The organism is Streptomyces sp. NPDC052496, from assembly GCF_040679095.1.
Classification (GTDB): domain Bacteria; phylum Actinomycetota; class Actinomycetes; order Streptomycetales; family Streptomycetaceae; genus Streptomyces.
In genome coordinates this window covers 79,478-102,231 of record NZ_JBFAUH010000007.1, presented here as the reverse complement: position 1 = coordinate 102,231, position 22,754 = coordinate 79,478, and the positions used below count along the sequence as shown (strand labels likewise).

Annotated in this window: 16 protein-coding genes, 1 tRNA gene and 1 pseudogene; 16 read left to right on the top strand and 2 right to left on the bottom strand. The window is 74.0% G+C overall.

The annotated features are described in order from the left end of the window. Positions 1–30: 30 nt before the first annotated feature. The 13 genes and pseudogenes from AB0L45_RS11985 (at position 31) to AB0L45_RS11925 (ending at position 15,616) form a co-directional block, all read left to right on the top strand. Positions 31–1,062: a sugar phosphate isomerase/epimerase family protein gene (locus tag AB0L45_RS11985; protein WP_365838703.1), complete on the top strand. Its 1,032-nt coding sequence runs from the start codon at positions 31–33 to the stop codon at positions 1,060–1,062. Between the two features lie 93 nt (positions 1,063–1,155). Then, on the top strand, positions 1,156–3,624 hold the full coding sequence (locus tag AB0L45_RS11980) for a PQQ-dependent sugar dehydrogenase (RefSeq protein ID WP_365838701.1): 2,469 nt from the start codon (positions 1,156–1,158) through the stop codon (positions 3,622–3,624). Positions 3,625–3,780: 156 nt separating this feature from the next. Further along, positions 3,781–5,067, top strand: coding sequence for a ThuA domain-containing protein (locus AB0L45_RS11975; RefSeq protein WP_365839029.1), 1,287 nt, complete (start codon positions 3,781–3,783; stop codon positions 5,065–5,067). Positions 5,068–5,081: 14 nt separating this feature from the next. Beyond that, positions 5,082–6,368, top strand: coding sequence for an inositol-3-phosphate synthase (locus tag AB0L45_RS11970; protein WP_365838699.1), 1,287 nt, complete (start codon positions 5,082–5,084; stop codon positions 6,366–6,368). Next, positions 6,365–7,441 (top strand): SCO3242 family prenyltransferase, encoded by a 1,077-nt coding sequence (locus AB0L45_RS11965; RefSeq protein WP_365838697.1) that lies wholly within the window; start codon positions 6,365–6,367, stop codon positions 7,439–7,441. The genes AB0L45_RS11970 and AB0L45_RS11965 overlap by 4 nt, the downstream gene beginning before the upstream one ends. Next, positions 7,438–8,289, top strand: a pseudogene (locus tag AB0L45_RS11960) (sugar phosphate isomerase/epimerase family protein); the annotation flags it as partial. The gene AB0L45_RS11965 and the pseudogene AB0L45_RS11960, both read left to right, overlap by 4 nt. A 380-nt stretch (positions 8,290–8,669) precedes the next feature. Continuing rightward, positions 8,670–9,515: an EboA domain-containing protein gene (locus tag AB0L45_RS11955; RefSeq protein ID WP_365838695.1), complete on the top strand. Its 846-nt coding sequence runs from the start codon at positions 8,670–8,672 to the stop codon at positions 9,513–9,515. Between the two features lie 73 nt (positions 9,516–9,588). Continuing rightward, positions 9,589–10,437, top strand: a complete 849-nt coding sequence (locus AB0L45_RS11950; RefSeq protein WP_365838693.1) for a TatD family hydrolase — start codon at positions 9,589–9,591, stop codon at positions 10,435–10,437. 15 nt (positions 10,438–10,452) lie between these two features. Next, positions 10,453–11,679, top strand: a complete 1,227-nt coding sequence (gene eboE / locus AB0L45_RS11945; protein WP_365838691.1) for a metabolite traffic protein EboE — start codon at positions 10,453–10,455, stop codon at positions 11,677–11,679. Next, positions 11,676–13,070: a nucleotide pyrophosphatase/phosphodiesterase family protein gene (locus tag AB0L45_RS11940; protein ID WP_365838689.1), complete on the top strand. Its 1,395-nt coding sequence runs from the start codon at positions 11,676–11,678 to the stop codon at positions 13,068–13,070. Before eboE ends, AB0L45_RS11940 begins: the two co-directional genes overlap by 4 nt. 108 nt (positions 13,071–13,178) lie before the next feature. Continuing rightward, positions 13,179–14,285 carry a sugar phosphate isomerase/epimerase gene (locus AB0L45_RS11935; protein ID WP_365838687.1) on the top strand — a complete coding sequence of 369 codons (1,107 nt, stop codon included), beginning with the start codon at positions 13,179–13,181 and terminating at the stop codon, positions 14,283–14,285. A gap of 85 nt (positions 14,286–14,370) precedes the next feature. Then, the gene (locus AB0L45_RS11930) at positions 14,371–14,757 is read left to right on the top strand and encodes a chorismate mutase (protein WP_365838685.1); all 387 of its coding nucleotides are present in this window, start codon (positions 14,371–14,373) and stop codon (positions 14,755–14,757) included. Between the two features lie 205 nt (positions 14,758–14,962). Then, positions 14,963–15,616, top strand: coding sequence for a hypothetical protein (locus tag AB0L45_RS11925; RefSeq protein WP_365838683.1), 654 nt, complete (start codon positions 14,963–14,965; stop codon positions 15,614–15,616). Between the two features lie 36 nt (positions 15,617–15,652). On the opposite strand, the gene AB0L45_RS11920 is transcribed toward AB0L45_RS11925, so the two are convergent. Continuing rightward, positions 15,653–16,255: a methyltransferase domain-containing protein gene (locus AB0L45_RS11920; RefSeq protein WP_365838681.1), complete on the bottom strand. Its 603-nt coding sequence runs from the start codon at positions 16,253–16,255 to the stop codon at positions 15,653–15,655. A 43-nt stretch (positions 16,256–16,298) separates the two neighbouring features. Further along, the gene (locus tag AB0L45_RS11915; RefSeq protein WP_365838679.1) at positions 16,299–17,348 is read right to left on the bottom strand and encodes an NAD(P)/FAD-dependent oxidoreductase; all 1,050 of its coding nucleotides are present in this window, start codon (positions 17,346–17,348) and stop codon (positions 16,299–16,301) included. A 261-nt stretch (positions 17,349–17,609) separates the two neighbouring features. Here AB0L45_RS11915 and AB0L45_RS11910 point away from each other — a divergent pair. The 3 genes from AB0L45_RS11910 (at position 17,610) to aroF (ending at position 22,530) form a co-directional block, all read left to right on the top strand. Continuing rightward, positions 17,610–17,694, top strand: a tRNA-Leu gene (locus tag AB0L45_RS11910). 524 nt (positions 17,695–18,218) lie between these two features. After that, the gene (locus AB0L45_RS11905; protein ID WP_365838677.1) at positions 18,219–21,101 is read left to right on the top strand and encodes an AAA family ATPase; all 2,883 of its coding nucleotides are present in this window, start codon (positions 18,219–18,221) and stop codon (positions 21,099–21,101) included. A 382-nt stretch (positions 21,102–21,483) separates the two neighbouring features. Next, complete coding sequence (gene aroF / locus AB0L45_RS11900) at positions 21,484–22,530, top strand: 3-deoxy-7-phosphoheptulonate synthase (protein ID WP_365838675.1); 1,047 nt, start codon at positions 21,484–21,486, stop codon at positions 22,528–22,530. Positions 22,531–22,754: the final 224 nt, after the last annotated feature.

Genomic DNA, 22,754 nt, shown 5'->3' with positions numbered 1-22,754 from the left:
GTCCGCCCCGCCCGTTCCGAGGAGACCCGTATGGCCAGACCGTTCACGCTCTTCACCGGTCAGTGGGCGGACCTGCCCCTGGAGGAGGTCTGCCGGCTCGCCCGCGACTTCGGCTACGACGGGCTCGAACTCGCCTGCTGGGGCGACCACTTCGAGGTGGACCGGGCGCTGTCCGAACCCGGCTATCTCGCCACCCGGGGCCAGTTGCTCGACACGTACGGCCTGAAGTGCTGGGCCGTCTCCAACCACCTGGTGGGACAGGCCGTCTGCGACGCGATCATCGACGAGCGGCACCGTGCCATCCTGCCCGGCCGCGTCTGGGGCGACGGCGCACCGGAGGGCGTACGGCGCCGGGCCGCGGCCGAGATGGCGGACACCGCGCGCGCCGCCGCGGCCTTCGGCGTACGGACCGTCGTCGGCTTCACCGGCTCCGCGATCTGGCACCTGGTCGCGATGTTCCCGCCCGTACCGCCCTCGATGGTCGAGGCCGGATACACGGACTTCGCCGAGCGCTGGGGGCCGGTCCTGGACGTCTTCGACGCGGAAGGCGTGCGCTTCGCCCACGAGGTGCACCCCGGCGAGATCGCGTACGACTACTGGACCACCCGCCGCGCCCTGGAGGCGGTCGGCCACCGCCCCGCCTTCGGCCTCAACTTCGACCCCAGCCACTTCGTCTGGCAGGACCTGGACCCGGTCGGCTTCCTCTACGACTTCCGGGACCGGATCTACCACGTGGACTGCAAGGAGGCGCGGCGCCGCCTGGACGGCCGCAACGGCCGCCTCGGCTCCCACCTGCCCTGGGGCGACCCGCGCCGCGGCTGGGACTTCGTCTCGGCCGGGCACGGTGAGGTGCCCTGGGAGGACGTGTTCCGGATGCTGCGCTCGATCGGTTACGAGGGGCCGGTGTCGGTCGAGTGGGAGGACCCGGGCATGGACCGCCTCCAGGGCGCCCCCGAGGCGCTGCTGCACCTCAAGTCGTACGACTACGAGCCGCCCGCCGCCGCGTTCGACGCGGCGTTCGGGGCGGGGCCGTCCGATGTCGGGGATCCGTCCGGCGCCTGAAGACGGGACCGTCCGCCGGGCCGGCAGGCCGACAGGCCGACGGCCGCCAGACCGAGTGACATCCCGCTGCCCACCACCCGTAAGGGAGGCACCGTGCACCGAAGACCACGCCGAGGCACCCTGCGCCCGGCACTCGCGCTGTGCGCGAGCGCGCTGCTGGCCGCCACGTCCCTGTCCCTGGCCGGCGTCCCGGCCGCCACCGCCGCGTCTGCCGCCGCACCGGGCGCTGCCGCCGCCGAGGACTACCAGCAGGTCACCCTCGCCAAGGGCGAGCCCGAGATGGGCGAGCCGATGACGCTCGCCGTACTGCCGGACCGGTCCGTCCTGCACACCTCGCGGGACGGAACGGTTCGCCTGACCGACGCGGGCGGCACCACGAAGATCGCGGGCAGACTCCCCGTCTACAGCCACGACGAGGAAGGCCTCCAGGGCGTCGGCATCGACCCCGGCTTCGCCGCCAACCGCTTCGTCTACCTCTACTACGCGCCGCAGCTCGGCACCCCGCCCGGTGACGCCCCCGACGAGGGCACCGCCGCGGACTTCGCGAAGTTCGACGGCGTCAACCGCCTCTCCCGCTTCGTGCTCAAGGCCGACGGCACCCTGGACACGGCGAGCGAAAAGAAGATCCTGGACGTGCCCGCGTCCCGCGGCATCTGCTGCCACGTCGGCGGCGACATCGACTTCGACGCCCAGGGCAACCTCTACCTCTCCACCGGCGACGACTCCAACCCGTTCGCCTCCGACGGCTACACGCCCATCGACGAACGCGCGATCCGCAACCCCGCCTACGACGCCCAGCGCAGCGCGGGGAACACCGACGATCTGCGCGGCAAGATCCTGCGCATCAAGGTGCACGCGGACGGCACGTACACCGTTCCCGACGGCAACCTCTTCCCGGCCGGCACCGCGAAGACCCGGCCCGAGATCTACGCGATGGGCTTCCGCAACCCCTTCCGGATGAGCGTCGACAAGCCCACCGGCACCGTCTACGTCGGGGACTACGGCCCGGACGCGGGCACCGCCGACCCGAAGCGGGGCCCCGCCGGCCAGGTCGAGTTCACCCGCGTCACCAAGCCCGGCAACTACGGCTGGCCGTACTGCACCGGCGACAACGACGCCTACGTCGATTACGACTTCGCCACCGAGACCCCGGGCACCGCCTTCGACTGCGCCGCACCCAGGAACTCCTCGCCGCGCAACACCGGCCTGACCGGCCTGCCGGCCGCCCAGCCCGCGTGGATCCCGTACGACGGCGGGTCGGTGCCCGAGTTCGGCACCGGCTCCGAGTCCCCGATGGCCGGGCCGGTCTACCGCTACGACGCCGCCTCCACCTCGCAGGTCAAGTTCCCGCAGGCGTACGACGGGAACTTCTTCGCCGGCGAGTTCGGGCGCCGCTGGATCAAACGCATCGAACCGGCCGCCGACGGCACGGGCCGCACCATCAACGCCTTCCCCTGGAAGGGCACCCAGGTCATGGACATGGCCTTCGGCCCGGACGGCGCCCTGTACGTCCTGGACTACGGGACCGGCTACTTCAACGGCGACGAGAACTCCGCCCTCTACCGCATCGAGAACGCCACCGGCGGCCACTCACCGGTCGCCGAGGCCAAGGCCGACCGTACGTCCGGCCAGGCGCCGCTGACGGTGCGGTTCGGCGCCTCGGCCACCGACGCGGACGGCGACGCACTCACGTACACCTGGAACTTCGGCGACGGCACCACCTCGGCGCAGCAGAACCCCGCCCACACCTACCGCAGGAACGGCACCTACACCGCGACCGTGACCGCCGAGGACCCCGGCGGCCGGACCGGCACGGCGAGCGTCCACCTGACCGTCGGCAACACCGCGCCCAAGGTCACGCTCCAGCTCCCCGGCGACGGACAGCTGTTCACCTTCGGCGACAAGGTCCCGTTCAGGGTCCAGGTCACCGACCCCGAGGACCGCGCCGTCGACTGCGCCCGGGTCAAGGTCACCCACATCCTCGGCCACGACAGCCACGGCCACCCCGTCACCTCCGCCACCGGCTGCTCCGGCACCCTCCAGACCAGGGCGGACGGCGAACACGACCCCAACGCCAACATCTTCGGGGTCTTCGACGCCGAGTACACCGACCAGGGCGCGAACGGCCAGCCGCCCCTGACCACCCACGACCAGGCCGTCACCCAGCCCCGGCACCGCCAGGCCGAACACTTCGGCACCTCCCAGGGCGTACGGATCGTCACCCACGCACCGGCGCACGGCGGCCGGACCGTCGGCGACATCCACCACGGCGACTGGATCGCGTTCAAGCCGTACCTCGTCAAGAACGCCAGGACGTTCACCGCCCGGGTCTCCTCCGCCGGCGCCGGCGGCACGCTGGAGATCCGCGCGGGACGGGCGGACGGGCGGCTGCTCGGCAGCGTCAAGGTCCCGGTGACCGGCGGCTGGGAGACCTTCACCGACGTCTCGGCCACCCTCGGCGGCAAACCGCCGGCCGGTACCACCACCCTCTACCTCGTCTTCAAGGGCAGCGGCACGGGCGCCCTCTTCGACGTGGACGACTTCACCTTCACCACCGGCTGACCCGAGGTGGCCACCGGGGCGGGCGGACGGCGCCCGGGGCGACCGGACGCACGAGCGCCGGACGCCCGCCCCGTGGCCGGCGGAAGGAGAACCGACATGTATCCCTGTGCCCGGCTGGCCACCACCGCGGCGGCCGCCGCCACCCTGCTGGCGACCATGACCCTGCCCGGCGGCCCCGACCGCGCACCCGAGGACCGCGTCCTGGTCTTCGCCAAGACCGCCGGGTTCCGGCACGACTCGATCCCCGACGGCATCGCCGCCGTCAGGGAGCTCGGCGAGCGGCACGGCTTCACCGTGGACGCCACCGAGGACGCCGCGGCTTTCGACGACAAGCGCCTCGCCCGGTACGCCGCCGTCGTCTTCCTCTCCACCACCGGCGACGTGCTGGGGCCCGCCCAGCAGCGGGCCTTCGAACGCTACATCGCGCGCGGCGGCGGATACGTCGGTGTGCACGCCGCCGCCGACACCGAGTACGACTGGCCGTTCTACGGCGGCCTGGCCGGCGCCTACTTCCAGTCCCACCCCGCCGTGCAGCCCGCCACCGTACGCGTCGAGGACCGCGCCCACCCGGCCACCGCCCACCTCGCCGCAGCCTGGAACCGCACCGACGAGTGGTACAACTACCGCAGCAACCCGCGCGCCCGCGCCCACGTCCTGGCCGCCCTCGACGAGTCCACGTACAGCGGCGGCACGATGCGCGGCGACCACCCCATCGCCTGGTGCCAGGAGTACCGCGGCGGCCGGGCCTTCTACACCGGCGGCGGGCACACCGCGCAGTCCTTCGCCGACCCCGCCTTCCGTACGCACCTGCTGGGCGGCATCCGCTGGGCCACCGGCGCCGCACGGGCCGACTGCCGCCCGGAGACCGGCTACCGGGCCCTGTTCGACGGCACCTCCACCCGTGGCTGGCAGCAGGCGGGCCCAGGCTCCTTCACCCTGGAGGACGCCACGCTCACCTCGGACGGTGGCATGGGCCTGCTCTGGTACGCGGCCCGGGAGTTCGGCTCGTACTCCCTCAAACTCGACTGGCGGATGTCCGGCGCCGACGGCGACGACAACTCCGGGGTCTTCCTCGGCTTCCCGCCCTCCGACGACCCCTGGTCGGCCGTGAACAACGGCTACGAGATCCAGATCGACGCCACCGACGCACCCGACCGCACCACCGGGTCCGTGTACGGCTTCCAGGCCGCGGACGCCCCGGCACGCGACGCCGCGCTCAACCCGCCGGGGGAGTGGAACACCTACGAACTGCGCGTCGAGGGCGAACGGCTGCGCATCTACCTCAACGGACACCAGATCAACGACTTCACGAACACGGACCCGGCGCGCAGCCTGCGCCAGGGCCACATCGGCATCCAGAACCACGGTGCCGAGGACCGGGTCTCCTTCCGCAACATCCGGGTGAAGGAGTTCGAGGCGGCGGGGAAGGGTGGTCGGGGATGACGGGGATGACGGGGATGACGGGGAAGGCAGGGAAGGCGGGGGTGACGGGGAAGGCAGGGAAGGCGGGGGTGACGGGGAACGTGGGGTTGGCGGGGAAGGCGGGGGTGGCGGGGTCGGGATGGGGGGACGGGGGGCGTACGGGGGTGTGGCTGGTCGGGGCGCGTGGTTCGGTCGCGACCACCGTGATCGCCGGGTGTGCCGCGGTCGCCGCCGGACTGCACCCGCCGACCGGCATGGTCACCGAGACCGCGCCGTTCGACGGGGTACCGCTGCCGCCCCTGGCCTCCCTCGTCTTCGGCGGCCACGACACCGCGACGTACCCGCTGCCCAAACGGGCCGAGGAACTGGCGGCGGGCGGCGTGCTCCCGCACGACCTGCCGCGCGCCGTGCACGCCGAACTGACGGTGGCGGACGACGCGGTACGGCCCGGCGGCCCGCTCCCCGGCGACACCCGCGGGGACGCGGAACTGGTCACGGCCTTCACCGCCGACCTGCGGGCCTTCGTACGCACCCACGGCCTGGACCGCGCGGTCGTCGTCAACGTCGCCTCGACGGAGCCGGCCGCCACGGAGCCGGTCGGTACGGAACCGGCCGGCACAGAATCGGCCGGCACAGAATCGGCGTCCGGCAGCGGAGGCGGAGGCGACCGTCTCCCGCCCAGCTCCCTCTACGCCCACGCGGCGCTGCGCGCGGGCTGCCCGTACGTCAACTTCACGCCGTCCACCGGCATGCACCACCCGCTGCTCCAGCAGATGGCCGTGTGCAGCGGGCTGCCGTACGCGGGCCGCGACGGCAAGACCGGCCAGACCCTGCTGCGATCCGTCCTCGCCCCGATGTTCGCCCAGCGGGCCCTTCCCGTACGCGCCTGGTCCGGCACCAACCTGCTCGGCGGCGGCGACGGCGCCACCCTGACCGACCCGGCGGCCGCCGCCGCCAAGAACGCGGGCAAGGCACGCGTCCTCGCGGACAACCTCGGCGCGGCGCCGCCCGGCGAGGTGCACATCGACAACGTTCCGGCGCTCGGCGACTGGAAGACCGCCTGGGACCACGTCGCCTTCGAGGGCTTCCTCGGCAACCGCATGATCCTCCAGACCGTCTGGCAGGGCTGCGACTCGGCGCTGGCCGCCCCGCTGGTCCTCGACCTCGTACGCCTGGCCGCCGCCGCGCACGCGGCCGGACTCTCCGGGCCCCTCACCCCGCTGGGCTTCTACTTCAAGGACCCGGACGGCGGCCCCGCCGCACTGGCCGACCAGTACGCCGAACTGCTCGCGTTCGCGCGAGGGCTCGGGGGGCGGCGATGAGAGTGGTACCGGGGGCGGGTGGGGGAGTGGGTATGGGTGTGAGGGCGGGTGCGTCTCGTGCCGCTGGGGCTGGGGCTGGGGCTGGGATTGCGGCTGCCTCTTCCGGGGCGGGAGCGCTCGCCCCTTCTCCTGCCGGCTCTGCCTGGCTGGCACTGCTGCGTGTATCCGCGCTGTTCAGCGTGCCGGGGGATCTGCTGGCGGGGGCTGCGGCCGCCGGGTACGGGCCCGGTCCGCGCACCCTCCTCGCCGCCGGCTCGTCCCTCTGCCTCTACGAGGCGGGCATGGCGCTCAACGACTGGGCCGACCGCGACACCGACGCCGTCGAGCGCCCCGAGCGGCCCCTCCCGTCCGGTCGCATCACCCCGGCGGCCGCCCTCGGCGCGGCTGCCGGGCTGACGGCGGCGGGCCTGACCCTGGCGCGAGCCGCCGGGCGCCCGTCCCTGGTCACCGCCACCGCGCTGGCCGCCACCGTCTGGGCCTACGACCTCCGCCTCAAGAACACCCCGGCGGGCCCGCTCGCCATGGCCTGCGCCCGCACCCTCGACGTACTGCAAGGCGCCGCGTCGGCGGTCCCGGCGCGGAGGTCTGGGCGGGGGCCGGGGCCGGGGCAGGGACAGGGAGAGGGGCGGGGGGTGGGCCGGGCGCTGGCCAAGGCGTTGCCGTCGGCGGCGCTGGTCGGCACCCACACCCTCGCGGTCACCACCGTCTCGCGCCGCGAAGCCCAGGGCAGCTCACCGGCCTTGCCACTGGCCGCATGGGGCGTCATGGCGGTGGTGAGCGGGGTGGCCGGCGGAGCCGGAACCAAAGCCGCAGTGGCCACGGCCCGACTCGCGGACGCCACCCCCAAGGCCGCCGCCGCCCTCTACGCCGGGGCCGTCGCGCGCCCCTTCTTCCACGCGGCCCTCAACCCTTCGCCCTACCTCCTCCAGCGCGCCGTCGGCAGCGGGATCCGCGCGCTGATCCCGCTCCAGGCAGCCCTCACCGCACGCGCCGGCGCGCCCCGGACAGGCGCCGCGCTGCTGGCTCTGATGCCCGCCGCCCGGCGGCTGTCCCGGAAGGTCAGCCCGACATGACCACCACGCGTCCGCTCCGTCTCGCCTACGGCACCAACGGCCTGACCGACCTCCGGCTGACCGACGCGCTCGCCCTCCTCGCCGACCTCGGTTACGACGGCGTCGCCCTCACCCTCGACCACATGCACCTGGACCCCGTCGCCCCGGGCCTCGCAGCGCGAACGACCCGGCTGGCGCACCGACTCGACGCGCTGGACCTGTCCATCGCCGTCGAAACCGGCGCCCGGTACGTCCTCGACCCCCGGCGCAAACACCACCCCACTCTCCTCGACCCCGACCCGGACGCCCGCACGGCCCGCGCCGACCTGCTCCGCACCGCCGTCCGCGTCGGCGCGGACCTCGGCGCCACGGCAGTGCACTGCTTCAGCGGGCCCCGCCCTCCCGGCACGCCGGAACCCGCCGCCTGGCAACGCCTCGCCGGCGCACTCACCCCCGTACTCGACACGGCCACCACCGCCCGCATCCCGCTGGCCGTCGAACCCGAACCGGGCCACCTCCTCTCCGACCTCGCCGGTTTCCACCGCCTGCGCACCACACTCGACGCACCGCCCGCCGACGTCCTCGGCCTGACCCTGGACATCGGCCACTGCCAGTGTCTGGAACCCGACCCGCCGGCCGCGTGCGTCCGCGCCGCCGCGCCCTGGCTGCGGCACGTCCAGATCGAGGACATGCGGCGCGGCGTGCACGAGCACCTGCCGTTCGGCGCGGGCGAGATCGACTTCCCGCCGGTCCTGGCAGCGCTCCGGGACACCGGTTACCAGGGCCTGGTCAGCGTCGAGCTGCCCCGCCACTCCCACGCGGGCCCGGACCTGGCCCGCACCTCCCTCTCCTTCCTCCGCACCGCCGAACTGGCCCGGGCCGCCGACCCGGTCCGGCCCTCCGAACTGGCCCGGCCCTCCGAACTGGCCCGGTCCGCCGAGCCGGTCCGGCCCGCCGAGCCGGTCCGGCCTGCCGAACTGGCCCGGCCTGCCGAACTGGCCCGGTCCGCCGACCCGGTCCGGTCCGCCGACCCGGCCCGGCCTGCCGAACTGGCCCGGTCCGCCGACCCGGTCCGGTCCGCCGACCCGGTCCGACCTGCCGACCCGGTCCGACCCGCCGAACTGGCCCGGCCCGCCGAGCCGGCCCGGTCCGCCGACCCGGCCCGATCCGCCGAACTGGCCCGGTCCGCCGAGCCGTTACGTGCTCCCGCCCCGTCGCACCCGTCCGCCCGGCCCTCAGGAGGATCACGATGCTGACGCCGGAGGACTGGATGGCCCAGCTCCACACGGCCCTGCGCGACCGGCTCGGCGGCGCTGCGCGCGCCTGGCTCGACGAGGCACTGGACGAGGCGCACGCCGAAGCGCAAGCCGTGGCTGCGGCAGCAGCGGCCTCAGCCACAGCCGCGGCTCCAGGCGCCCAGGGCACGGCGGACGGCGACGGCGCGCTCTCCTACACCGCGTACGCCCCGCCCGTGTGGGAGATGCGGTTCGTCTCGGCGGGCCGGCACTGCACCCGCCGTGAGCCGCCGCACGCGCGGGACCGGGAGGCGGCCGAGGCGGCCCGCATCCTGCTCCTGCACACGGCCCGTGCCGACGCCCGGACCGTCACCCGGCTCTACCGGCACGGCACCGCCGCCGAACGCCGCGCCGTGCTGATGGCGCTGCCCCACCTGGACCTGGGCCCGAGCGCCCGGCCGCTCGTCGAGGACGCGCTGCGCACCGACGACACCCGGCTGGTCGCCGCCGCCGTGGGCCCGTACGCCGCCCGTCACCTCGACGCGCACACCTGGCGGCACGCCGTACTGAAGTGCCTGTTCACCGGCGTCCCGGTGACCGCCGTGGCCGGCCTGGCAGAACGCGCCCGCGGAGACACGGAGCTGGCCCACATGCTCGCCGCATACGCCCGTGAGCGCACCGCCGCGTACCGCTCCGTACCCGCCGACGTCCAGCGCGTCCTGGACCTCACCGCACCGCCCGTACCTACCGCACCGCCCGTATCCACCGCTCCCTCAGCATCCCCCTTCCCGTCACCCACCGACACCGACCGCTTCCCGATACCCGAGGTACCTCAGGTATCCGACCCGGCCGGAACCTGACCCCCACCGGTGCCGAGCCCGGCCGCCGGGCCGCCGGGCCGCCGGCACCGTGCCCCGGCACGCGAGGAGACCGATGCGCATCTTCGACCCGCACATCCACATGACCTCCCGCACCACGGACGACTACGAAGCCATGTACGCCGCGGGTGTCCGCGCCGTCGTCGAGCCCTCCTTCTGGCTGGGGCAGCCCCGCACCTCACCCGCCAGTTTCTTCGACTACTTCGACTCCCTCCTGGGCTGGGAACCCTTCCGTGCCGCGCAGTACGGCATCGCCCACCACTGCACGCTCGCCCTCAATCCCAAGGAGGCGAACGACCCCCGCTGTACCCCCGTCCTCGAAGCCCTGCCCCGCTACCTCGTAAAAGACCCGGTCGTCGCCGTCGGCGAGATCGGCTACGACTCGATGACGCCCGCCGAGGACACCGCCCTCGCCGCCCAGCTCCAGCTCGCCGTGGACCACGGCCTGCCGGCCCTCGTCCACACCCCCCACCGCGACAAGGCGGCGGGCCTCAGGCGCACCCTCGACGTCCTGCGTGAATCCGACCTGCCCCCCGATCACGTCGTCCTGGACCATCTCAATGAGACAACGGTAGGGCAGGCCACTGACAGTGGCTGCTGGCTGGGCTTTTCCCTCTATCCGGACACCAAGATGGACCCCGACCGCATGGTGCGCTTCCTGCGCCTGCACGGCACCGACCGCGTGCTGGTCAACTCCGCCGCCGACTGGGGCCGCAGCGACCCGCTGAAGACCCGGCACGTCGGCGAGGCGATGCTGGCCGCCGGTTTCTCCGAGGACGACGTGGACCAGGTCCTGTGGCGCAACCCCGTCGCGTTCTACGGCCTCAGCGGCCGGCTGGACCTCACCGCCCAGCCCCCGGGTGCCCTGCACGAGGGCAACTCCGTCCTCCGCGGCGGGGAATGAGGAGGGCGAGGGCACATGCGGTTCCGGCACCCCGACGGGTCGACCGTCCACCTGGCGTACTGCACCAACGTCCACCCCGCCGAAACCCTGCACGGGGTACTCGCCCAACTCCGCGACCACTGCGAACCCGTACGCAGACGCCTCGGCCGGGACCGTCTCGGCATCGGCCTGTGGCTCGCCCGCGACGCCGCCCGCACGCTCGTCCGCGACCCCGCCGCGCTGCGCGGGCTGCGCCGCGAACTCGGCGCCCGCGGCCTCGAAGTCGTCACCCTGAACGGGTTCCCGTACCGGGGGTTCGGCGACAGCCGCGTCAAGTACCGCGTCTACCGGCCCGACTGGACCGAGCCCGCGCGCCTGGACCACACCGCCGACCTCGCCCGGCTGCTCGCCGCGCTGCTCCCCGACGACGTGGCCGAGGGCACCGTCTCCACGCTGCCGCTCGCGTGGCGCACCGACTTCGACGCCGTACGCGACGCTGCCGGCCGCCGGGCCGCCGCACTCGGCGCGCTGCACACCCTCGCCGGCCGGCTCGACGCCCTCGAAGAACTCACCGGCCGCTCCGTACGCATCGGCCTGGAGCCCGAACCCGGCTGCCTGATCGAGACCACCGCCGACGCCGTCGACGCCCTCGGACCCGGGCGGGGCGAGCCGTCCGGACCCGCCGCGCCCCCGGCCCACCGCATCGGCGTCTGCGTCGACACCTGCCACCTCGCCACCTCCTTCGAGGACCCGCACACGGCCCTCGAAGCCCTCCGCCGGGCGCACATCCCGGTCGTCAAGGCCCAGTTGTCGGCCGCGCTGCACGCCGAACACCCCGACCGCCCGGACGTACGCGCCGCCCTGCGCGCCTTCGCCGAACCCCGCTTCCTCCACCAGGCACGCACCCGCACCCCCGACGGGCGGCTGCACGCCACGGACGACCTCGACGAAGCCCTGGCCGGGGAAGCCGCCGGCGGCCTGCCGTGCACGGCGCCGTGGCGCACGCACTTCCACGTACCGCTGCACACCCCGCCCGAGCCGCCGCTCACCTCCACGCTGCCCGTCCTCCGGGACACGCTCGCCCTCCTCGTAGGCGGACCCGTACCGCGCACCCACCACCTCGAAGTCGAGACCTACACCTGGCAAGCCCTCCCACCGGGCCTGCGCCCCCGCAGCAGGAGCCGCCTCGCCGACGGCATCGCGTCCGAACTCGCCCTCGTCCGCGACCTGCTGGCCGACCTCGGACTCAAGGAACTCCCATGAGCGCAGCACCGAACCGTCTGCTCGTCCTGGACGTCGTCGGCCTCACCCCCCGCCTCCTCACCCACATGCCGCACCTCCAAGCGCTCGCGGACACCGGCGCGTACACGCCGCTGGACACCGTGCTGCCCGCCGTGACCTGTACGGTCCAGTCCACGTTCCTCACCGGCACGCCACCCGCCCAGCACGGCATCGTCGGCAACGGCTGGTACTTCCGGGACGTCGGCGAAGTCCACCTCTGGCGTCAGCACAACGCCCTCGTCGCAGGCGACAAGGTCTGGGACGCCGCCCGCCGCGAACACCCGGGCTACACGGTCGCCAACGTCTGCTGGTGGTACGCCATGGGCGCCGGCACCGACTGGACCGTCACCCCGCGCCCCGTCTACTACGCCGACGGCCGCAAGGAACCCGACTGCTACACCCGGCCGCCGTCCCTCCACGACGAACTCACCAGCCGCTTCGGCACCTTCCCCCTCTTCACCTACTGGGGCCCCACCGCATCCCTCCCCTCCTCACAGTGGATCGCCGACGCGACCCGGCACCTGCTGCACACCCGCCGTCCCGACCTCACCCTCTGCTACCTCCCGCACCTCGATTACGACCTGCAGCGCTACGGCCCCGACGACCCCCGCGCCGCCACGGCCGCCGCCGCGCTCGACACCGTCATCGGCCCCCTCCTGGCCGACGCGCGCACCGCGGACATCACAGTCGTCGCCCTGTCCGAATACGGCATCAGGCCCGTCCGCCGCCCCGTGGACGTCAACCGCGCCCTGCGCCGCGCCGGCCTGCTGGACGTGCACACGCAGGACGGGATGGAATACCTGGACCCCACCGCTTCCCGCGCGTTCGCCGTCGCCGACCACCAGATCGCGCACGTGTACGTCCGCCGTCCCGAAGACCTCGACGCGACCCGCGCGGCCCTGGCCGGACTGCCCGGTCTGGACCGGCTGCTCGACGACGAGGGCAAGAAGGCGTACGGCCTCGACCACCCCCGCTCCGGCGAACTCGTCGCCCTCGCCGAACCCGACGCCTGGTTCACGTACTACTACTGGCTCGACGACGCCCGCGCGCCCGACTTCGCGCGCCTCGTCGACATCCACCGCAAACCCGGCTACGACCCGGCCGAACTCTTCATGGACCCCCGCGACCCGTACGTACGGCTCCGCGCGGCGACCGCCCTGGCCCGCAAGAAGGCCGGCCTGCGCTACCGCATGGCGGTCGTCCCGCTCGACCCCGAGCCCGTACGCGGCAGCCACGGACTGCTCCCCGCACCCGGCGCCGACCCGGCCGACGGCCCGCTCCTCATCTGCTCCGCATCCGACGCACCCCTGCCCACCCCCTTCGCCGCCACCGACGTGAAGTCACTGCTCCTTCATCTTGCCCGCACCCACTGACAACGCGCCCCCTCCGGCCGACCGCTACGCCGGTCCACCGCCCGGCCGGCCCACCCGACCGCCCACCGCCCACCGGACACCGCCCACCGATCAAGGAGCCCACCCGCCATGCCCGCTCACCGGAATCCCCACGACCACGACGACCCCCGCCGAGCCGCCCTCAGACGCACCCTCCACCGCCGCGGCTTCCTCGGCGTGGCCGCCGGCGCGTCGGCAGCCGCCCTCCTCGGCCCCGGGACCGGCCCCGCGCACGCCGCCCAGCACGGAACGCACCGGTCCGCCGCACCGGCCGCCCCCGCCCGGCACCCCCACCACCGCCCCGTCCTCCCGCCCGGCCGCCTCGGCATCCAGCTCTACACCCTCCGCGACCAGACCTCGTCCCTCGGCTTCGCCCGCGTCTTCGAGGACCTCGCGTGCTACGGCTACGACGAGGTCGAGTTCGCCGGTTACACCCAGGGCTCCGCCGGGACGATCACCCTGCGCCGGCTCAGGCGGCTGCTCAGCGACAACGGGCTGCGCGGCATCGGCAGCCACGTCGGGTACGCCTCGGCCGACCCCACCGCGTACACGTTCGCCACCCGCCTGACCCAGGTCCTCGACGACGCCGAGGCCCTCGGCCTGCCGTACATCGGCACCCCGTCCAGCCCCGACCGGTACGGCAACACCGTCGACGCCTGGAAACGCGCCGCCGCCGACTTCAACGCGTACGGCGCTGCCGCCCGCGCCCGCGGCATGCGTTTCTACCACCACAACCACGCCGGGGAATTCGCCTTCGCCACCGACGACCCACGCGTCCGCCTGTACGACGTCCTGCTCGCGGAGACCGACCCCCGTCTCGTCTTCTTCGAGATGGACATCTTCTGGGCCTACGTCGCGCAGTACCGTTTCTCCCGGCGCCCGGACGGCACCCCCGCCCCCTTCGACCCCCTCGCGTACGTCCTGGCGGCCCCCACCCGCTACCCCCTCTTCCACGTCAAGGACGGCGAGCACGACACCGCCACCCGGGACGGCTACCGCATGGTCGACGTCGGCGACGGCGACATCGATCACCGCCGCTTCATCTCGGCGGTGGAACGCCGCCGCGGCCGCCGCTCCGCCCACTGGATCGTCGAACGCGACGACGCCGTGGACCCGGCCGCCAACCCGGCGGGCTCCCTGTCCACCGCCCGCCGCTCCGCCCGCCATCTGCGGGGCCTGCGCGCTCCGCGCGGTTAAGCCCGCCGCCCGTGGCCGGGTAGTGTGCACAGGATCAGCACTGCCCGACCGGGGCGACCGGTACGACCAGATTGGCGAGACGTACATGAGCGAGGGGACCGCACCACTGGCGGGCGACGCGACCTCCGTGGCCGACGAGGAGGCGCGGGAGCGCCTGATCTACCTGCGCGGCAGCATCGACAATCTGGACGCCGCACTGGTCCACCTGCTCGCCGAGCGCTTCAAGTGCACCCAGCAGGTCGGCGAACTCAAGGCCCGGCACAACCTGCCGCCCGCGGATCCGGCCCGCGAGGCCACCCAGATCGCCCGCCTGCGCAAACTGGCGGAGGACGCCAAACTGGATCCGGCGTTCGCCGAGAAATTCCTGAATTTCATCATCGGCGAGGTCGTTCGCCACCACAAGGCCATCGCGGACCAGGGGACCGGCCGGGACGACGCGCCGGGACGACGCGACGAGCCCGTGAAGAGCTGACCTGACATCCAGCAGGTGCGCCGGGGCGGTGCCGTCGAGGCCGGTGCCCCCGCCACGGCCTGCCGCGATGCCGGCCGGACGCCCACCCGAACAGGATTTCCCCGCCCGGCCCGTACAACCCTCCCCAGCGGTCGCCGGTCTCCGTCTCCGTCACGGCCTGTCATGACGCCACTCCCGTAAGGCGTCTTCCCGTTCTGGGGGAACCATGTACCGCACCACCGTTTCCGCCGCCGCCCTCGGGGTGCTCTGCCTCGGGCTCGTCGCCTGCCGGCCCGCGGGGAGCGCTGCTGGAGGCGGGGGTACGGCCACGAAGGCGGCGGAGCCCAGTGTCGCCGCGGAGACCACGCCGGGGCCCGCCCCGGCGCGTCAGGCCGCGTTGCCCGACATGGTGGGGAAGGGGCTGCAGAGCGCGCAGGACGCCGCGCAGGCGGCCGGGTTCCGGCTGCTGCGGAGCCATGACGCCCTGGGGCGCGGGCGGATGCAGGCGTTCGACCGGAACTGGAAGGTCTGCTCGCAGACGCCCCGGCCCGGGCAGGCCGACACCACCAAGACGGTGGACTTCGGCGCGGTGAAGCTGGACGAGTCCTGCCCCGGGACCGACGCCGGTGCCGGGGCCGTGGCGGACGGGTCCGCCACGGCCGGCTCCGCCATGCCCGACTTCCGCGACACATCGGTGAAGGCCGCCCGGCGGGCTCTCGACGCCGGGACCAGCATCACGGTCGAGGACGCGTCGGGGCGCGGCCGGATGGTGCTCGTGGAGTCCCACTGGAAGGTGTGCCGGCAGAGCCCGGCCGCGGGCACGAAGGTGGACGGACGGCCGGTGACGCTGGAAGCGGTGAAGTTCCAGGAGGGGTGTTAGCGGGGTTCGGTGACGGCGGCCCGTAGGGCCGTGTGGTCAGCGCGGGCGGCGGGCCCGTAGGACGGTGTCGTGGGTGTGGTGCGTGCCGGCGGGGGCGGGAACCGTCCGGGGACGGGTTTCGTTGATCTGTACGGTCCAGCCGGGGTCGAGGAGCCGGGCGATGTCGGCGGGCTGGTAAAAGGCGCGCGGATCGACGTCGGGTACCGGCCGCGCGGTCGGGCCGGCGATGTCGTGACCGACGAAGAGCAGGGTGCCGCCGGGGGCGACGGCGTTCAGCAGGCCGCGCAGGGCAGCATGGCCCGGCTGGTGCGGAAGCGGGAAGTACTGGACGGACACCAGGTCGAACGCGGCGGCCGGCGGCGGTGTGACGTTCAGGTCGGCCCGCGCCCAGGCGACGCGGTCGGCGACGTCCGCGGCCGCCTCGGCGGCGCGCCGCAGGGCGACCGCGGAGATGTCGACCCCGGTGACGTGCCAGCCGTGCCGGGCGAGCCACAGCGCGTCGGCGCCCTCGCCGCAGCCCACGTCGAGCGCCTGCCCCGGCGGGCAGCCGGTGATCTCGGTGACGAGCACTCCGTTGGGCGCGCCGCTGAAGAGCTGGTCGCGGCTGCCGTACCTGTCGTCCCAGAACTGGGCGTCCATGTCTGACTCCTGTAGGGGTGCGGGGAGGGGGATGGGCGGGTGGTCACAGTCCGTGGCGCCGGTCGCCTGCCACCAGCGCGCAGACGCGGGCTTCCGCCTCGGCCGAGAAGGGGTCCTTACGGGCCCGTACCGCGCGGTGGGTGTCCTCGGTGACGAGGTCGGCGTTGATCGCCCCCGCGGCGGCCGAGCCGGAGGCGGCGGAGGCGAGGACGTTCGCGGTGAGGTCGGCGACGTTGCCCGCGACCCACACGCCCGGTACGGGCGTCAGGCCGGTCCGGTCGGCGGCGATGTACGAGCCCAGGCCGCTCGGGTGCGCGGTGGGGACCAGCCCCAGGGTGTCCAGGAACGCGGCGCGCGGGACGGCACGGGGCGCCACGGTCAGCGCCTGGAGCGGGACCGGCCCGCCGCCGCGCAGGCGGACCCCGGTGAGGCGGTCGTCGCTGATCTCCAGGCCGGTCACTTCGCCGGGTACGACCGCGATGCCGCGCGCGGCCAGCTGCTCGTACTCCTCGTCCGTGGGACGGGGACCGGTGTGCAGCAGGAGGGTGAGCCGGTCGGTCCACTGGCGGAACAGCAGGGCCTGGTGCACGCTCATCGGGCCGGTGGCCAGGACACCGATCGGCTGGTCACGGACTTCCCAGCCGTGGCAGTACGGGCAGTGCAGCACGTCGCGCCCCCACCGCGCGGCCAGGCCGGGGACGTCGGGCAGCTCGTCGGTGAACCCGGTGGTCACCAGCAGCCGCCGGGCCCGTACGGTGCGCCCCGCGTCGTCGGTGACCGCGAACAGGCCGCCGTCCCGCACCGCCGACCGCACCCGGCCGGCGCGCACCCCGACCCCGTAGGCGGCCGCTTCCCGCCGCCCCGCCGCCAGCAGCTCTCCGGGCGGAGTGCCGTCCTGGGAGAGGAAGCCGTGCAGGTGCGCCGCCGGCGCGTTGCGGGGCTCACCGGCGTCGATCACCAAGACGGACCGCCGGGCACGACCCAGCATGAGCGCCGCGCTCAGCCCCGCCGGACCGCCTCCGACGATCACCACGTCGTACCGGTCGCCGTCGTGCCGCTCCCGCGGCCGGATGTCTGAAGTCTCTCGGGTCATCGTGACCACCTCCGCTCCCCAACCTGCGCCCTCTCCCGCCGAACCGACAAAGTTCTTTGCGGAAACCGCAAAACGGGGCGCAGTGAAGAGGTGAGCGGCAGCGGGGGCGAGGGAGCGACGGCCTCGACGCCGTACTGGCCGACGGTTCACCCCCATAACCTGCGCTTATGCCCGCAGGGGATACGCAGGTGAAACCCACTCCAAAACCTTGGTATTGTTGTCCATGTCGCCGCGGGGAACGCCCCGCGAAGACCACACCTGGTCCGGGTGGCGGAATGGCAGACGCGCTAGCTTGAGGTGCTAGTGCCCTTTATCGGGCGTGGGGGTTCAAGTCCCCCCTCGGACACACACGAAGAACCCCGCGGTCCTCAGGGACCACGGGGTTCTTGTCGTTCGGTACGGCCGGCGCCTCCGATACGCCCGAGGCGATCGGGTCGGCCGATGCGGTCGCGGCAGTCGGGGTGCGCGGGGCAGTGGTGGCGATCAGGGCAGCCGGGGCGCCCGGGGTGATTGGTTCCCTGTGGGTTTTCCTGGGGTGTTTTTCTGTGTGCCCTCCGGTGATTTCCGCTACGCCCGGTGAGGGCTTCGTCAAAGCTCGCGGAGAGTCGGCCGGAGGGGAATGGTGGACTCCTGAAATACTTTCCGGGGCGGCCTGGTCGGGGGGCTCGGGCGGGGTAATGTTGAGGTAATGCGGAACATGTCGGGTGGGGCGGTCGGCGCCGGGGTGCGGACGCGGGCGGTGACTGTTCCTGGGGCCGGGAATGCCGGCCTGTGTGGATTTCCTGTGACCGTTGGAGCCGAAGGGTCGGTTGCGGCTGGATATCCGTCCAACTGAACAACACGAGTCCGGATACGGGGGTGAACCGGCTCATGAAGTTGGTGGAGCGGGACACGGAGCTCTCCGTCCTGGAGGGCCTGCTCGACGCCTGCGCGGCCGGGCGCGGGGGCGTGGTGGTGGTCAGCGGCGCGGTGGCCGGCGGCAAGACGGCCCTGTTGCGCGCCTTCCGGGAGCGGGCGGCGCCCACGGGCGCGCTGTGGTTGCAGGCCACGGCGACCGCGGCGGAGAAGGACGTGCCGCTGCGGGTGGCCGGGCAGCTGCTGCGTACCGCGGAGCCGGCCGGTGCCGGCGGGGAACCGGTGGTGTGGCTGCCGCCGCCGGCCGGCGGCGGTGACGCGCCGGCCCGGGCGGCCGCGGGGACCATTCCCGCGGAAATCGCCGTGAACGTCTTTCCACGGGTGTGCGGCATTCTGTTCGCCCAGGCCAGGAAGCGGCCGGTCGTGGTGTGTGTTGACGATGTGCAGCAGATCGACGCCTATTCGCTGGAATGCGTGTTGTACGTGGTGCGGCGGCTGGATGTCAGCAGGATTCTGGTGGTTCTCGGGGAAAGTACGGGTACGGAGTGGGAGGACAGTGCGGCGCGGCGGGAATTGCTGCGGCGTCCGGCGTGCCGATTCCTGCACGTCGGTCCGTTGCCGCGGGACGGTGTCGTCGCCATGCTGGCCGACGGGCAGAAAGGGCGGCGGTCGGCGCCGCCGGTGGCGGAATTCCACCGGCTGAGCGGCGGCAGTCCGCTGCTGATGCGGGCGCTGCTGGACGATTACGCGGACGCGGAGCCGGCCGGGAGCGCCGAGCTGGTGCCCGGTGAGGCGTACGAGCGTGCTGTGGCGCAGTGCCTGAGCCGCGGTGACCTTCTCATCCGCCGTACGGCATGGCTGCTGGCGGTGCTCGGGGAGCGGGCCATGCGCGTGGGGCCCGCCGAGTTGCTGGGCGTCTCCCGGCAGGCCGGTGAGCGCGCGCTGCGGGCCTTGCACGACATGGGGCTGCTCGCCCATGGCCGGTTCCGCCACGAGGCGGGCCGGACGGCGGTGCTGCGCCGGGCGGAACCGCCGCGCAGCGCGCGCCTGGAGGCCCGCGTCGCCCAGGTGCTGTACGAGCACGGTGCCCCGGCGGCCGTGCTGGCCCCCCACCTGGTCGCCGCGGAGACCGTGGACGCGCCGTGGGCGCTGCCCGTACTGCTGGAGGCGGCCGAGGCCGCGCTGGCCCGCGACGAGGCGGGCACCGCGCTGGACTGCCTGCGGGTGGCCAGGGCCAGCTGCGCGGACGAGGAGCAGGCGCTCGCGGTCAGGGCCGCGCTGGTGCGGGCCGGGTGGCGGGTCGACCCGTCCGCCGCCGTACCGCACCTGCCGGCGCTCACCGACGCGGCGCTGGCCGGGCGGCTCCCGGCGCGCGACGTGAAGGCGCTGGCCGGGCAGCTGCTGTGGGCCGGCCGGGCGGACGACGCCCTGGAAGTCCTCCGGGTCGCGGAGGAGGCAGGGGAGGAAGGCGAGGGGCAGGACGGGGGAGGGGGAGGAGGGCTGGAGTCGGTGCGCGTCTGGGTCGCTTACGGGTATCCGGAGTCGGCGGGGCGGTACCGCGCCGAGGTGGCCGCAGGTCCGTACCGCGCCGGGGCGGCGGGGGCCCGCGACGCAGGCCCGGCGGCCGAGCAGGACACCCAGCAGCGTGCGCTCGCCCTGATGGCCTCCGTACTGGACCAGCGGGTGACCGGGGACGTGATCGGCCGCGCGGAGCGCATCCTCCAGGAGACCCGGCCGGAGGACCGTGCCCCGGAGGCGGGCCTGGCGGCGCTGGTCGCGCTCATCGTCGCGGACGGGCTGCGGGAGGCCGCCCGCTGGTGCGACATCCTCCTCGCCGAGGCACGGGAGCACCGGACGCCGATGTGGCAGTCGCTGTTCGCCTCGGCCAAGGCGTTCATCGAGATCAGACTCGGCGAGCTGGCCGCGGCGGAGGAGTCGGCGCACACCGCGCTCACCGTCGTACCGCCGGAGGGATGGGGGGCCGCCGTCGCCGCCCCGGTCGCCGCGCTGCTGTACACGAAGGCCGCCACGGGGCGGCTGGACGAGGCGGCGGCGCACCTGAAGGTGCCCGTGCCCGACGCGGCGTTCCGGACGCCCGGCGGGCTGCTGTACCTCTGGGCGCGCGGCCACTACCAGCTCGCCGCAGGCCGCCCGTACGCCGCGCTGGAGGACTTCCACCGCTGCGGGGACCTGATGGCCCGGTGGCGCCTGGACCTGTCCGGGCTGGTGCCGTGGCGGACCGACGCCGCGCAGGTGCACGTCTCGCTGGGGGACGACCGCCGCGCCCGGGCCCTGCTGGACGAGGAGCTGGCCCGTACCGGGCCCCGCACGCTGTGGACGCGCGGCGTGGCGCTGCGGGTGCTGGCGGCGCTGGCCGAGCGCGCGGACCGCCCGCGGCTCCTGGGGGAGGCGATGGACATCCTCCAGCGCGGCGGGCACCGGCTGGAGCTGGCGTACGCGATGGCGGAACTGTCGTACAGCTACTGGGACAGGAACGACGACAGCCGGGCGCGGATGGCGGCGCGCAAGGCGCAGCAGCTGATGCGGGAGTGCGGCATCAAGGCGCCCGTCCTGAAGGCCTGGCCGGTCGGCGCGGCGAGCGCGGGCCCGCCCGAGCGGTCCGGTACGGGCGGTGCGGGCCGGCCGCCCGCCGAGCTGAGCGGCGCTGAGCTGCGCGTCGCGACGCTCGCCGCCCGGGGGCACACCAACCGGCAGATCGCCGGGGCGCTGTTCATCACGATCAGTACGGTGGAGCAGCACCTGACGCGGGCCTACCGGAAGCTGGGGGTGCAGCGCCGTACCGACCTGGCGACGCGGCTGGAGCAGGACGCCGTGGCGGACACCGGGCTCGACGGGTGCGGTGACGGGGCCGCGCGGGACTGCCTGCGTGCCGGGTAGGCGGGGCGGGCGCGAGGCGCCGGCGGGCCGCGGTGGACGTTGCGCGGTTGGACACTCCGGCGAGCGGGTGTGGAATGATTGACGACGCTACCACCACGTTCCGTGAACTCCATTGCTCAGTAAGGGAGTTGGGGCTGAACCCGGCTCCGCAGGGGTTGGCGGGTGGGGGTGCGCAGGGCCGTGGCCCGGAGGTGTCCGGGCCCGTGGGACCGCACGGACGGTGCCGCGGCGCGCGGCCGCTCGGCGCCGGCGGCGCGGTGGCCGTACCGCCTTCACGAGCCCCGGCGGCCGTTTCGGCGTACGGCGGTGCGGGCGTGCGCCGGTTTCCCGACCAACCACATCCGGCCGGCCGTTGCCGGCCGATCAACGGGAGGAACCCCTCATGGTGGTGGTGATGGCCCCAGGGGCCACGCAGGAGGATGTCGACGCCGTCGTCGGCCTGGTGCGCGCGGCGGGCGGTGACGCCTTCGTCAGCCGGGGGGTGACCCGGACGATCGTCGGACTCGTCGGTGACGTGGACGAGTTCGAGGCGCTCAACCTGCGCAGCCGCAGAGGCGTCCTCGACGTCGTACGGATCTCCGTGCCGCACAAGCTGGTCAGCCGGGAGCACCACCCCGCGCGGTCGGTCGTGCGGGTCGGCGGTGTGCCGATCGGGCCCGACACCCTGTCCGTCATCGCGGGGCCGTGCGCGGTGGAGTCCGCCGAGCAGACCCTCACCGCGGCGCGGATGGCGCAGACCGCCGGGGCGTCGTTGCTGCGCGGCGGCGCGTTCAAGCCGCGCACCTCGCCGTACGCCTACCAGGGGCTGGGCGAGGCCGGGCTGCGCATCCTCGCCGACGTACGGGCCGAGACCGGGCTGCCGGTGGTGACCGAGGTCATCGACCCCGGCAGCGTCGAACTGGTCGCCTCCTACGCGGACATGCTCCAGATCGGCACCCGCAACATGCAGAACTTCGCGCTGCTGCAGGCGGTGGGGTCCGCGGGCAAACCCGTCCTGCTCAAGCGCGGGTTCGGTGCGACGATCGACGAGTGGCTGATGGCCGCCGAGTACATCGCACAGCGCGGCAACCTGGACATCGTGCTGTGCGAGCGCGGCATCCGCACGTTCGAGACCGCGACCCGCAACACGCTGGACATCAGCGCGGTGCCGGTGGTCCAGCGGCTGTCGCACCTGCCGGTGATCGTGGACCCGTCGCACTCGGGCGGCCGCCGGGAACTGGTACTGCCGCTGATGCGGGCGGCGCTGGCGGTCGGCGCGGACGGTGTGATGATCGATGTGCACCCGGCGCCGGAGACCGCGCGGTGCGACGGCGACCAGGCGCTGCTGGAGGCCGACATGCGGGAGATCGCCAGTACGGCCACGATCCTGTCACCGCTGATGGGCCGCTCGCTCACGCAGCCGGTGCCGCGGGCCGCGGCCGTCTCCTGAGGCGCCTGCGGCTCCCGAGGTCCCCGGCCCCGGCCGGCGGGGTGCGCACCGCCGGTAGGGGTACCCCGACGGGCGGCCGGACGAAAGCGCACACGACCCACCGTCCGGCCGCTTGGTACAGGCCATTTTCCGCGCGGGCGGCCGGACGCGTGTGGCGTCCGGGAACCGGTGTTCCCCGGTGCACGGCGCCCACCGCGATAGGGGTACCGGTGCTGAACCCGTGA